Annotated in this window: 16 protein-coding genes and 2 pseudogenes; 6 read left to right on the top strand and 12 right to left on the bottom strand. The window is 39.6% G+C overall.

Annotated elements, in window-relative coordinates; all coding sequences use genetic code 11:
• The 6 genes and pseudogenes from AB1422_11960 to AB1422_11935 all read left to right on the top strand — a co-directional run bounded on the left by AB1422_11960 (position 1) and on the right by AB1422_11935 (position 3,892).
• Positions 1-128, top strand: a pseudogene (locus tag AB1422_11960) (transposase).
• 342 nt (positions 129-470) lie between these two features.
• A pseudogene (locus AB1422_11955) lies at positions 471-647 on the top strand (IS66 family transposase).
• Positions 648-985: 338 nt separating this feature from the next.
• On the top strand, positions 986-1,645 hold the full coding sequence (gene lexA, locus AB1422_11950; GenBank protein MEW6620028.1) for a transcriptional repressor LexA: 660 nt from the start codon (positions 986-988) through the stop codon (positions 1,643-1,645).
• A gap of 382 nt (positions 1,646-2,027) precedes the next feature.
• Positions 2,028-3,113 carry a glycosyltransferase family 2 protein gene (locus AB1422_11945; protein ID MEW6620027.1) on the top strand — a complete coding sequence of 362 codons (1,086 nt, stop codon included), beginning with the start codon at positions 2,028-2,030 and terminating at the stop codon, positions 3,111-3,113.
• Positions 3,097-3,531: a hypothetical protein gene (locus tag AB1422_11940; GenBank protein ID MEW6620026.1), complete on the top strand. Its 435-nt coding sequence runs from the start codon at positions 3,097-3,099 to the stop codon at positions 3,529-3,531. Before AB1422_11945 ends, AB1422_11940 begins: the two co-directional genes overlap by 17 nt.
• A gap of 229 nt (positions 3,532-3,760) precedes the next feature.
• Positions 3,761-3,892 carry a hypothetical protein gene (locus AB1422_11935; GenBank protein ID MEW6620025.1) on the top strand — a complete coding sequence of 44 codons (132 nt, stop codon included), beginning with the start codon at positions 3,761-3,763 and terminating at the stop codon, positions 3,890-3,892.
• A 265-nt stretch (positions 3,893-4,157) separates the two neighbouring features.
• Here the strand turns inward: AB1422_11935 and AB1422_11930 are convergent, their stop codons facing one another.
• The 12 genes from AB1422_11930 to AB1422_11875 all read right to left on the bottom strand — a co-directional run bounded on the left by AB1422_11930 (position 4,158) and on the right by AB1422_11875 (position 10,063).
• Positions 4,158-4,409, bottom strand: a complete 252-nt coding sequence (locus tag AB1422_11930) for a type II toxin-antitoxin system HicB family antitoxin (protein MEW6620024.1) — start codon at positions 4,407-4,409, stop codon at positions 4,158-4,160.
• Between the two features lie 16 nt (positions 4,410-4,425).
• Entirely contained in the window at positions 4,426-4,611 is a 186-nt protein-coding gene (locus AB1422_11925) for a type II toxin-antitoxin system HicA family toxin (protein ID MEW6620023.1), read from the bottom strand.
• Between the two features lie 188 nt (positions 4,612-4,799).
• Complete coding sequence (locus AB1422_11920) at positions 4,800-5,285, bottom strand: hypothetical protein (GenBank protein MEW6620022.1); 486 nt, start codon at positions 5,283-5,285, stop codon at positions 4,800-4,802.
• Between the two features lie 257 nt (positions 5,286-5,542).
• On the bottom strand, positions 5,543-5,809 hold the full coding sequence (locus AB1422_11915) for a DUF2442 domain-containing protein (protein ID MEW6620021.1): 267 nt from the start codon (positions 5,807-5,809) through the stop codon (positions 5,543-5,545).
• A gap of 13 nt (positions 5,810-5,822) precedes the next feature.
• Entirely contained in the window at positions 5,823-6,083 is a 261-nt protein-coding gene (locus AB1422_11910) for a DUF4160 domain-containing protein (GenBank protein ID MEW6620020.1), read from the bottom strand.
• A gap of 277 nt (positions 6,084-6,360) precedes the next feature.
• Positions 6,361-6,747 (bottom strand): type II toxin-antitoxin system VapC family toxin, encoded by a 387-nt coding sequence (locus AB1422_11905; protein MEW6620019.1) that lies wholly within the window; start codon positions 6,745-6,747, stop codon positions 6,361-6,363.
• Positions 6,744-6,968, bottom strand: a complete 225-nt coding sequence (locus AB1422_11900; GenBank protein MEW6620018.1) for a toxin-antitoxin (TA) system antitoxin — start codon at positions 6,966-6,968, stop codon at positions 6,744-6,746. The genes AB1422_11905 and AB1422_11900 overlap by 4 nt, the downstream gene beginning before the upstream one ends.
• 351 nt (positions 6,969-7,319) lie before the next feature.
• The gene (locus tag AB1422_11895; protein ID MEW6620017.1) at positions 7,320-7,580 is read right to left on the bottom strand and encodes a hypothetical protein; all 261 of its coding nucleotides are present in this window, start codon (positions 7,578-7,580) and stop codon (positions 7,320-7,322) included.
• Positions 7,558-7,794: a hypothetical protein gene (locus AB1422_11890; GenBank protein MEW6620016.1), complete on the bottom strand. Its 237-nt coding sequence runs from the start codon at positions 7,792-7,794 to the stop codon at positions 7,558-7,560. The genes AB1422_11895 and AB1422_11890 overlap by 23 nt, the downstream gene beginning before the upstream one ends.
• 194 nt (positions 7,795-7,988) lie before the next feature.
• Positions 7,989-9,338 carry an aspartyl protease family protein gene (locus tag AB1422_11885; GenBank protein ID MEW6620015.1) on the bottom strand — a complete coding sequence of 450 codons (1,350 nt, stop codon included), beginning with the start codon at positions 9,336-9,338 and terminating at the stop codon, positions 7,989-7,991.
• Between the two features lie 246 nt (positions 9,339-9,584).
• Positions 9,585-9,833: a hypothetical protein gene (locus AB1422_11880; protein ID MEW6620014.1), complete on the bottom strand. Its 249-nt coding sequence runs from the start codon at positions 9,831-9,833 to the stop codon at positions 9,585-9,587.
• Positions 9,830-10,063 carry a hypothetical protein gene (locus AB1422_11875; protein MEW6620013.1) on the bottom strand — a complete coding sequence of 78 codons (234 nt, stop codon included), beginning with the start codon at positions 10,061-10,063 and terminating at the stop codon, positions 9,830-9,832. Before AB1422_11875 ends, AB1422_11880 begins: the two co-directional genes overlap by 4 nt.
• Positions 10,064-10,634: the final 571 nt, after the last annotated feature.

The following is a 10,634-nucleotide window of genomic DNA, read 5'->3' as shown; positions in this document are numbered from 1 at the left end:
GGGGCAGACCAAAGAAGACAAAGGCACATAATCTTCTGGAACGGCTAAGGGACTATGAGAATGAGACATTAAGGTTTATGGGAGACAAAGATGTTCCTTTTACTAACAACCAGAGTGAAAATGATATGGGTGTGGCTACTTTTGGACGACGGTTAAAACAGCCTTCCTGTTCCTTTTTAAGGAATCTGTTTATAAAGAACATTACATTATAAGTCTATATCTCTGTGAGCGTTGTGAAAAACTTCGTAAAGTTTGTGGTTAAATTAAGGATACCTACATTATTAAACACAAAGTTCTCAAAGGAGACACAAAGAACACAAAGATAACTGAAAATAGACTATCTCTGATAGAGATATTAAGATGGCTACTTTATATCTATACCCGGAGGGAACTTTTTTATTAACTCTTTTTTACATAACCATAGGAGATACAATAAATCTCCTGTCGTTTAAGAATAGCCACACCCAAATGATATTCGTATGACTAAAGTTCAGCAAAAGATTTCTGGTTGTTTCAGGTCGCTGGAAGGGGCTAAAATATTCTGCCGGATTCGGAGCTATATTTCGACATGCAAGAAGAATGGAATTGGTTCAATTCAGGGTCTGAATCTCTTGTTCGAAGGTCAATTGCCAGAGTTTATGCAATAGTTGCGACCTGTATTGAAATGGTAGTTGAGAAGATTTTCACATCCTTAATCCCCCCGCCAGCGGCGGAGAAGGGAGAGTACGTCTTTAACCTTAATGCGGGGAAGTTTCTCTTCTAACCGCACAGATCGAATAATTGTGCTGAATAGTTACGAAAGATTAAGAAAAATAAAAAGAAAGGTTAAAAAGGAGAGGTTTAAATTCAAAGAGGGAGGCAGTTTTGCAGTTTTTAGAAAATTCACCCCTCCAAAAACTACCCTTTCCTAAAAAACGACTTTTTCAACACCCTCCAAAAAATTACTTGACATTCTGAAGATTATATGGTATATTCTAATTAGAACATATGTATTATAATAATTGGAGGTGATGAGCATGCCAAAGGAATTAAATTAACCGAAAAACAACAACAGGTATTAGACTTTTGTCTGGAGAATATCCAGAGATGTGGTTACCCACCTACGGTAAGGGAGATACAGAGTCATTTGGGACTAAAATCTCCTTGTGCACCTTTTGCCCATCTCAAGTCGTTACAAGAGAAAAGCTATCTGAGGAAGGTCCCAACCAAACCCAGGGCTATAGAATTGTTGGTTGAGCATAAAAGACAGAGATTAGAAGATGAGTATGTGAAGGTTCCAAAAGTAGGAAGGATTCAGACAGGGCTACCATTACTGGCTTTGGAGAATATTGAGGGTGAGATTATCTTAGGTAAAGATTTAGTCAGCAATACTAAGTGTTTTGCACTTAAGGTAGAAGGGAATAGTATGATTGAAGCAGGGATTTTGTCAGGGGATTATGTGATTGTTAGAAGGCAAAAAATAGCCGATAATGGGGATATAGTTGTAGCACTTGTGGGAGGAGATGCTACAGTGAAATATTATTATCGTGAAAGCACATCATTGGTGAGATTAGAGCCAGCGAATTCTAAGATGGAACCAATACTGGTATCTGCAGAGGATATAAAGATTGCGGGGAAAGTCATTGGTTTGTATAGAAGATTTTAGGATATTTTTGTATCGACCCATTGAAGTGTCCGGAATGTGGTGGTAATATGCGGATGTTAGAGATTATCTGCAAAAAAGAAGATATTGAGGAAATCCTGAAGAATATGCCAGGGACGAAGAGATGGTTTTATAATGGTTTCTGGCAGGGAAGATGATACCCTTCATAATTCTCACCTACTTTTTAGTCCTTTCTTTTATGACCTTCCAAGGACCTTCCGGAGGATAAGTGTGTCCAAAATCACTATTGGCAATGTCCATTTTTATGATTTTGTCCTAATCGAGCAGATTTTCGATACTAATTTTTGGATTTTTTTTAAAAGAGTCGAATTTTTTTGAATTTTTTGTTGACAAAGGATAAAATTTGTGGTAAAATATCCTCACAATGGGCACAAATGGATATAATACCCAAAACACTCAAAAAAGCAATTTCCTATCAGTAAAAAAATTGAGTAACTTGACTGTCATAATCCCGGCATACAATGAAGAAAAGAGCATAGCCGATACAATAATGAGTTTAAAGAATCAAACAGTTCCCCCTGATGAAATTATAGTGGTGGATGACTGTTCTACTGATAATACTTTTGAAGTAGCACTTGAACTTGGAGTTACAGTTATCAGGCCGCCATATAACACTGGCTCAAAGGCAGGTGCCCAGAACTACGCTTTAAAGGATGTAACTACCCAATTCACTATGGCCATTGACGCTGATACTATTTTGGAGTCTGATGCAGTGGAGAAAATGCTGAATGCCCTTAAGGCAAGTAATGCTGCGGCAGTCTGCGGTTTTGTGCTCCCTCGTTATGTAAAGACGGTCTGGGAACGCGGCCGTTATATTGAATATCTCTTTGCTTTTTCCTTTTATAAGCAGATACAGGATTATTATGAAAAACCCCTCATTTCCTCCGGTTGTTTTTCTGCCTACAGAACAGATATTTTAAAGCAAAACGGAGGCTGGTCTAATAGGACTCTGGCAGAAGATGTGGATTTGACATGGAGTTTTTACGAATTAGGCCGCAAAGTAGTATTTGTTCCTGAGGCGTTTGCCTATCCTATTGAACCCCATAATTTTTCACTTATGAAAAAACAACTAAAACGCTGGTCACACGGTTTTATACAAAATGTGTGCGTGCATTGGAGCAAAATAGCAAGGATTCGCTACCTGCGTCTACTTATTGCCATAGCTATGTGGGATGGAATTTTTGCATCGGTGGCCTATCTTCTGCTTTTGCCTTTATTGGCTATTTTATTTGCAAACCCTCTTTTTCTTTTTGGGTATGTAATTGATGCACCGGCAGTCTTGATACCGGCACTTTTACACATGCGCAGTAAGAAAGAAGGGGGGTTGATTTTAACAAGCATTTCCTCATTTTTCGTCCTGCGCACTATTAACAGTATTTTTATGTTAGAGGCAATGTGGAGTGAATTAATATTGAGGCGGCGTTTTGCCATGTATGAGAAAGGACACTAAAATGGCAGTGGGTCTACCTGGGAGCGGAATAAGCGGATTATTTTATCTTTTGTCGGCTTTACTGATGCCGGTTCACGAGTTATTATTGTTGTTGCGTCGGCGGAGCAATCGTAACAGGTGGCATTTTGTATTAAGACAGACAATTATCGCCTTATTGGTTATAGGCGGGATATGGATTACATTGCAGGCATTTGCCATTATGCTCTCTGCAAAGGCACTGCCTAATTATTATGGCAACTCACCTTCTGCGATTAAATTTGGAACTGTTTTCATCTCCCTTGCAATCTTGGGAATAATTATATTAGGCATGCAGATAATGGATATTATTTCCAAATTAAGAACGATTTGCTCCTGTAAGATTTCAACATTTCTTATCAAGCTTAAGTTCAGGAAAAGGTCACCCGTTGAGGCGGAATAAGTAATAAAAAACCGCATAAGATAGCAATTTATTTTTAATATTGCCTTAACTTCATTTAAAATTTAGGGTTAAGATAGTCCATTTTTTAGATTAAAACTTAAAAAAATCTTTTAGTTATTCAAAAAAATTGTAGAATAGTATACCGTGAAGATACGGTTCTTCCTGAAGGACTGGCCAAAGTTAAAATTAATATAAAAATAAAAGGAGAGAAAAATTGAAGTAAGCTCAAATGGGGAAAGAGGTAGTCCTTCATCAGGAGATTACTGAATGTAATCAAGCTGGTTGCTGGACAAATCTGACCAATGGTTTGCATCTCTTTAAAGCTCCTGACCATAAGCCAGACGAGAAAAAGGCAGGTTAATAGAGAAAGGATGCGTTGACGATTATACTGGATAAAATGTATATCGCTTATTCTTTCAGTAAGCATAATTAAAGGAGACATAAGAGCAGAGAGGAAAGATCATCGAGAGAGCGAATATTGTCCGCTATTTCTGTGAACTTCTTGACTTCGGCTTTCCTATAGGTCTCGAATATGTGCTCAAAGTTTGACATATGCTCTTGTTCCTCTCAGGGTCTAACGATAAAGCTAAGCTGCGGTGCGAAGCACCGTCAGCTTCAGCGATTTGTTAGACCATTGCCACATCTAATTTTCTTTCATTCTGAATAATAATCTTAGCTTTTGGGTTCTCAGGAGGGACTGGAATCCTTTGTTCCCTTAGTAAAGCAACATGTTCTTTCATTCCCCACTTAGCCTGGTACAAACAATCTTCTACAGAATGTCCTATGCCTGAAAAGCCTTCCAAATCCAGGGAATAGAAACCAAAATAGTCTGGTTCTTCCGTAGCTTCAATTACTAATGAATATGGTAATTCAATCATCTTATCCTCCTTATGGTCATTTAATTCCTGCAGCCTTTAGGATACTATTGCAAGTGCCTGTAGGAACTTCCTTTGATCCGTGGTAATCAAGTCGAACCATTTTATTCCACCCAGTCTTTCCATAGTATCTTATTGAGCCTTTTTCTTTCACAATTCTAAATCCATTTTCTTCTAATAATCTAACCAGTTCACTGAATTTCATTTAGTCTCCTATACATCATTTGGTCATAATGACAAAACTCACGGGCACGCGAAGCAAGTCAGAGCCTCCTCTCATAAAAATCAGGGAACATCGCTGGATTAGACAAAAACTTTGTTTTGCAATTCTCTTTTCTTCCTGCTTGCGTTAATTCTCAATTCGGGAGATGACTCCAATTCTTCTCTAAGTTTCTATTCTAAATTTAGCCCTGCGTCAGAAAGTACTTTTTCCAAAGATTCACGCAACTTATTTATCTTCTTTTCACACTGTTCTTTTAGTGTCATTACGACTGTACTATTTCCCTTCATTCCCTCAATTTGATCACCATAAGAAGCAAGCAGTGCATTAATGGATTCAAGTTGAGCCAAAAGTTTTTGATTCTCTACCTGTTGCTTAAGTGCTTGTTGCGATTTTTCCTGAGCCTCAGCGGCACGGTGAAGTTCTTCTCTGGTCATTTCTAATTCGTGTCTTTGCAGTTCAAGTTCAGTTTTCTGGAGAAGTATTGCAATAATCACTCCAGCTAACGCTAATCCAGAAAAAAGAGAATTGATAGCTCCAAACATATCACCGAAGGTACCACGAATGGACCAATTTGGTAAAAATAACCATACAGCTAATCCACCTATCGCCCATAAAATAAATATTAATATTAAGGCAATAAAAATGTATCTTTTCATTTTGTGTAATTCTACCTTTTTTGTGGTTAGTCTAACGATAAAGTTCAGGTGCGGCGGGGAGAATTACCACAAAAGTTTGATAGCAAGATAAAACTTTGAGAGACCACAAAACTCTGACCACGGCACAGTCCCCCGCCGTCAACTGCAACGCAGGGTTAGACAAAAGCTCTGATTCGCTGTCTTTTCCTTTTCCTCTGCCTCACCGAATTATTGTGCATTCCACATTCACGGTTTGACCCTAATACTCCCTATTATAGTTATTGCATCCATCTTGGCAAAGAAGACCCTGTAGCTTCAGAATAAAGTGTTTCCGGTGCAACATCTACCTCATTATTCCAGGTGATGACACCCAACTCTTCATTCACTGTGAAGTTCTTGAAGAATTCAACATCCTTGAATTTCGTGAAGACTCCACCTGCCGTCAAGTATTTTGCAAAATCAACAACTCCATTTTTCCCATCATCAAAAGTTAACTTTATCTTGTACCCGCCTTTATAAACCGCTGAAACAACATCATGAATCATTGAAAACCTCCACTTAATCTAAAGGGATAATCTTTTTGGGGGGCTGATTGTTTTTGGCCAACTCCCAATCCTGTAACAGTTCTTCTTGGTGTTGTGATGCCCATTCGACCACTAATCCTAATGATCGGGGAGGAATTTTCCCTTCCAACACCCGCAAAGTAGTGATTTCCACAGCTGCCTTATCTTTTCCGTACCGAGCATGGAAATGAGGAGGATTATGATCATCATAAAACATCCCAATGATTATACCATAAAATCGACTAATCTCTGGCATATTTAACCTCTCTTTCTAATTGCAGTTTGTGGCTAACGATAAAGTTCAGGTGCGGTGGGGAGAATTACCACAAAAGTTTGATAGCAAGATAAAACTTTGAGAGACCACAAAACTCTGACCACGGCACAGTCCCCCGCCGTCAACTGCAACGCAGGGTTAGACAAAAGCTCTGATTCGCTGTCTTTTCCTTTTCCTCTGCCTCACCAAATTATTGTGCATTCCACATTCACGGTTTGACCCTCCTAATACTTCAATTCTCTATTTAGTTTTTACACAATTACCACACCACTTTCACTGGATAATTGGTAAGTATCGGGTCCCCTGTAACGAGCACTGCTTCTTCAACCGTAGCTTGAGCAATCAGGAGACGATCAAATGGGTCTTTATGATAGACAGGCAATTTCTCCACTGCCAACACATGTGGCAAGGTAACAGGTAACACTTTAACATTGTTTGTCTGTTGCTGAGTCTCGATGATTTCTTTTAAAGGCACTGAAAACTTCAATTTCCCTAATTGAAGTTTGATTTGCATTTCCCAGATGCTGGCGACGCTTAACAGCAACATATTTTCTCGGTTCTGGCATAATGCAAGAACTTGTACCGAAAGTTTTGTTGGCTCACTATCCCACCAGATGAAAGTGTGTGTATCTAAGAGCAATTTCATATATTTCCCATCCAAAATTCTTCAGGTAAAGGCTCATCAAAATCCATGCTTGTCCAAATTGCTCCTGCGTGTAATCCTGCCACTCGTGCAGCAACTGGTACAAGACGAGCAACTGGTTTATCTCCGTCCGTAAAGATAAGTTCCATACCTGTCAGTACTTGGGATAACAACCCTTGCAAATGAGATTGAACTTCATGCACATCAATCATTTTTGTCAACATAGTCCATCCTCCTAATTTTCTACAATCGCAAATCTGAGACACAATTGTATCACACTGTCTAACGATAAAGTTCAGGTGCGGCGGGGAGAATTACCACAAAAGTTTGATAGCAAGATAAAACTTTGAGAGACCACAAAACTCTGACCACGGCACAGTCCCCCGCCGTCAACTGCAACGCAGGGTTAGACAAAAGCTTTGATTCGCTGTCTTTTCCTTTTCCTCTGCCTCACCGAATTATTGTGCATTCCACATTCACGGTTGACCTGTCAATGACATGCCCCTAATATCTCCCGTTGACTCTAAAACTTCCTTAGATATCTCCATTCCTTTAATCAGCGAACCCTCCGCGAATCATAACTTCCCAATAAGTCTTTTATACTCATCATGATTTCCAATCCAGAACCAGAAGAAAGTATCGCTTTCCCTCATGGCCAATGCCCGAAATCCTTCGCCGACTCTGATAGACCATACCTGACCAACTTTCTTAAAGTGTAGAGAGGGATGTCTCGGATTTCTCTTCCACAATTGATACATCCTTCTGGCTAGAGATTTGATTTCAGGAGGCAAAGAAAAGTATAAATTCCAGAAATCAGGAGTTGTTAATGATTTCATCAAGAGGTTTAGTCCTTCCCGCGGAAATGTCATCGCGAACACCATCCAGCATGACCTGCAAGCGTCCACCCGGCTGTGAATCGCGTTGAATCTCCTTGTCCCATTCGTCAAAATGTTCAAGCTCGTAGTCTGTAAGCCAGGCCAGAAACTCGTTCAACTCCCATTCCTGAAGCAATTTGACTTCATTTGCAATCTTTTCAACCGTTACAGTCATAATACCTTTCCTTTCTGAGTGTTGAATCTAACGATAAAGCTCACCTGCTGCGAGGAGAATTACCACTAAACTTTGTAAACAAGATAAAAACTTGGGATACCACAAAACTCTAATTACGGCACAGCCCCCCGCAGTCAGGTGCAGCGATGGGTTAGACAGAACAAAAAATTAAACCTCTCTTTAGCATCTCAAATTTAGTCTACTAATGTTATTTGCATCTTTCTAAAATCCATCTTTACCTTGAAGTTTTCTAATATCATATTCTCAATAAAACCATCTATCTCGATGAGTTTATCTTTTATAGGGTCTTTATCTACACGCAGATCTACATTCCGAATATCAAACCCACACATTCTCAAGGAGACATCCTTGACATCTTTAATCTTCTTTACTCCTCCACCGCCAGCACCCCAACTTCCACCTAATTGCTCAGAAATCTTTAACTGTTGATCCTTTAATTCCTCTAAACCTTCAGGGGTAATAGAAGCATGATCGCCACCTCCACCTGTATCGAGCATGAATGTAAATCCTTCAATGCCATTTATGCCTACGGGTAGCATTATCTTATCACGCACAAGATAAAAATTGCCTTCAAAGGATGAGGGTTCTTCAGTCTTCTGTGGAATATCTAAGATGAGTCTCTTGCCTTTGTAATCAAAGGTAACATCAAACTGTTTTAGTAACGGAAGTCCAATTACCCCATCTATCTTAAAGATTGTCAAAAGCCCAAAGAGCTTAAATGTCAATTCCTTAGAATCAATAATAGTAACAGGGACATTCCTGACAATTACATCACCAAGTCTTAATGAGTCGATTACCCCAAGATCAACAGAAAATTCGCCACCAGCTCCAGCTCCCTTGCTGCCAGAGACAAGAGGTTTTATCTTCAGCTTGTTCGCCATCTCTGATGACAACACGGTCATCTGCGCTCCTGTGTCTACTATAAAACTTAGCTCCTTACTTCCATTAATGCTGCCTTTGACTATAGGAATTCCTTTGTAATCCATCTTTAAGTTCGCTCTTTGATCTTGGGTCTCAATCCGGTAAGGAGTACCCTGAAATTTTTCAAAGAATTCAATATCGGCTTCCTCAACTTCTCCACCTAACTCTTTGCATTTGCGAAGATAGACCGCTGCTTTTTTATAGTCATTGAGGTCATAATATAGATACCCTGCGTTTTCATAAAGGTCTTTCTGGATAGCTTGTTCAACCGTTGGGACCAGAAGATTTAGGGACTTTTCAAATTCATTAAGAGCAGATTGTAACCTGTTTTGATAGTAATATAATATCCCTCTATACATATGAATCTCAATCTCATTTTCGTATCCTTCTTTTGAGATAACGTCCAGCACTCGTTTAACACTATCAAAATGTCCTTCTCTCAATTCTTGCTTGACTCTTGCTATTGAAATATCCTTTTGGGGAATATCCTCAAAAGAGCGTAGTGGCATTTGGGCTTTTGTTATTTGTAATCTGCCGCCAGCGCAGCCACCTATGAGTAAGACGAAACTCACCCATAAAAGAATCTTAAATATAGCCTTCATTTAAACCTCTTTTTCATCTGTCTAACGATAAAGTTCAGGTGCGGCGGGGAGGATTACCACAAAAGTTTGATAGCAAGATAAAACTTTGAGAGACCACAAAACTCTGACCACGGCACAGTCCCCCGCCGTCAACTGCAACGCAGGGTTAGACAAAAGCTTTGATTCGCTGTCTTTTCCTTTTCCTCTGCCTCACCGAATTATTGTGCATTTCACATTGACGGTTGACCCTAAAATATCTTATCGCACTTAGTGGGACAACAGGGGTATTCTCTCACCTGTTGCCATCAATACCCTCTCCGCTATCTTTGGCAAAGTGATCGGTGCGAACATTGATACCGGGTAAAGATAACCATCATACTCGGATTTGTCTTCATCAATAATGCGCAACATGTTATGTGCCTTTGCTTCTGCGTCTGGCAGAATCTGGTAAACTTTGCCTATAATCAAACTCGCTGGATTGCTCTCGTTGTTGATACAAATTACAAATGTACTCATCGAATCACCTTTTTGACTTTGAAATCCTTACGACCTATACCATGTGCTTCAAACCAGTGTATCTCGGCTTCACAGATTGTATCATCAATTAATCGCACAGTTGCTCTACCTTTCATTTTCCGCCAGTGTCCCTTGCCATAGGTTCGATCCAGATAGCGGCGGATATGTACTCCCTGACCCGTTGCGATTATCTCCACATTTCTAATTTCACCAATGATCTCAAATCCTATCACTATTCATCACCGTTCGTATCTACAGTACAAATCATACTGGACAGACTCAAAATCTTAATTGTTTAAATCCAAAATGCGCTAACCTCGTCGCCACCATCATAGTATACTTCAGCTTTGACAAGATGCCTAACGATTGAGTTCAGCGGCGGCGGGGAGAATTGCCACTAAACTTTATAAGCAAGACAAAACTTTGATAAACTACAAACTTTTGAAAAGCAGTTAGCTCCCGCCGTCCGCTGCAACGATTTGTTAGAATCGTTCTTAGATAATTGTGTGCGTCCCCCATTTTTCTCTTTGAGAGACCACAAAACTCTGACCACGGCACAGTCCCCCGCCGTCAACTGCAACGCAGGGTTAGACAAAAGCTTTAATTCGCTGCCTTTTCCTCTGCCTCACCGAATTATTGTGCATTCCACATTCACGGTTGACCCTAAAATATCTCCTAAAATATCTCCTTTTTATTTTCTCACACAAAGCCACAAAGAACACAAAGGTTTATTGTTTTATTCAATTCCTTTGTGACTTTGTGTCTCTGTGTGATTATTTATTTCTCCATTGACTATTCTTG

This window comes from bacterium, from assembly GCA_040757115.1.
Classification (GTDB): Bacteria; UBA9089; CG2-30-40-21; order CG2-30-40-21; family SBAY01; genus JBFLXS01.
Note: the sequence above shows the minus strand (reverse complement) of the source record. Positions and strands in the feature narration are given on the sequence as shown.

Coding starts and splice junctions, on each gene's coding strand:
- AB1422_11935 (MEW6620025.1), top strand. CDS start 3,761: ATGGGGAAAGAGGTAGTCCTTCATCAGGAGATTACTGAATGTAATCAA.
- AB1422_11945 (MEW6620027.1), top strand. CDS start 2,028: ATGGGCACAAATGGATATAATACCCAAAACACTCAAAAAAGCAATTTC.
- AB1422_11910 (MEW6620020.1), bottom strand. CDS start 6,083: ATGCCAGAGATTAGTCGATTTTATGGTATAATCATTGGGATGTTTTAT.
- AB1422_11920 (MEW6620022.1), bottom strand. CDS start 5,285: ATGAAAAGATACATTTTTATTGCCTTAATATTAATATTTATTTTATGG.
- AB1422_11890 (MEW6620016.1), bottom strand. CDS start 7,794: ATGACTGTAACGGTTGAAAAGATTGCAAATGAAGTCAAATTGCTTCAG.
- AB1422_11915 (MEW6620021.1), bottom strand. CDS start 5,809: ATGATTCATGATGTTGTTTCAGCGGTTTATAAAGGCGGGTACAAGATA.
- AB1422_11905 (MEW6620019.1), bottom strand. CDS start 6,747: ATGAAATTGCTCTTAGATACACACACTTTCATCTGGTGGGATAGTGAG.
- AB1422_11940 (MEW6620026.1), top strand. CDS start 3,097: ATGAGAAAGGACACTAAAATGGCAGTGGGTCTACCTGGGAGCGGAATA.
- AB1422_11925 (MEW6620023.1), bottom strand. CDS start 4,611: ATGAAATTCAGTGAACTGGTTAGATTATTAGAAGAAAATGGATTTAGA.
- AB1422_11930 (MEW6620024.1), bottom strand. CDS start 4,409: ATGATTGAATTACCATATTCATTAGTAATTGAAGCTACGGAAGAACCA.
- AB1422_11900 (MEW6620018.1), bottom strand. CDS start 6,968: ATGTTGACAAAAATGATTGATGTGCATGAAGTTCAATCTCATTTGCAA.
- AB1422_11895 (MEW6620017.1), bottom strand. CDS start 7,580: ATGAAATCATTAACAACTCCTGATTTCTGGAATTTATACTTTTCTTTG.
- AB1422_11880 (MEW6620014.1), bottom strand. CDS start 9,833: ATGAGTACATTTGTAATTTGTATCAACAACGAGAGCAATCCAGCGAGT.
- AB1422_11885 (MEW6620015.1), bottom strand. CDS start 9,338: ATGAAGGCTATATTTAAGATTCTTTTATGGGTGAGTTTCGTCTTACTC.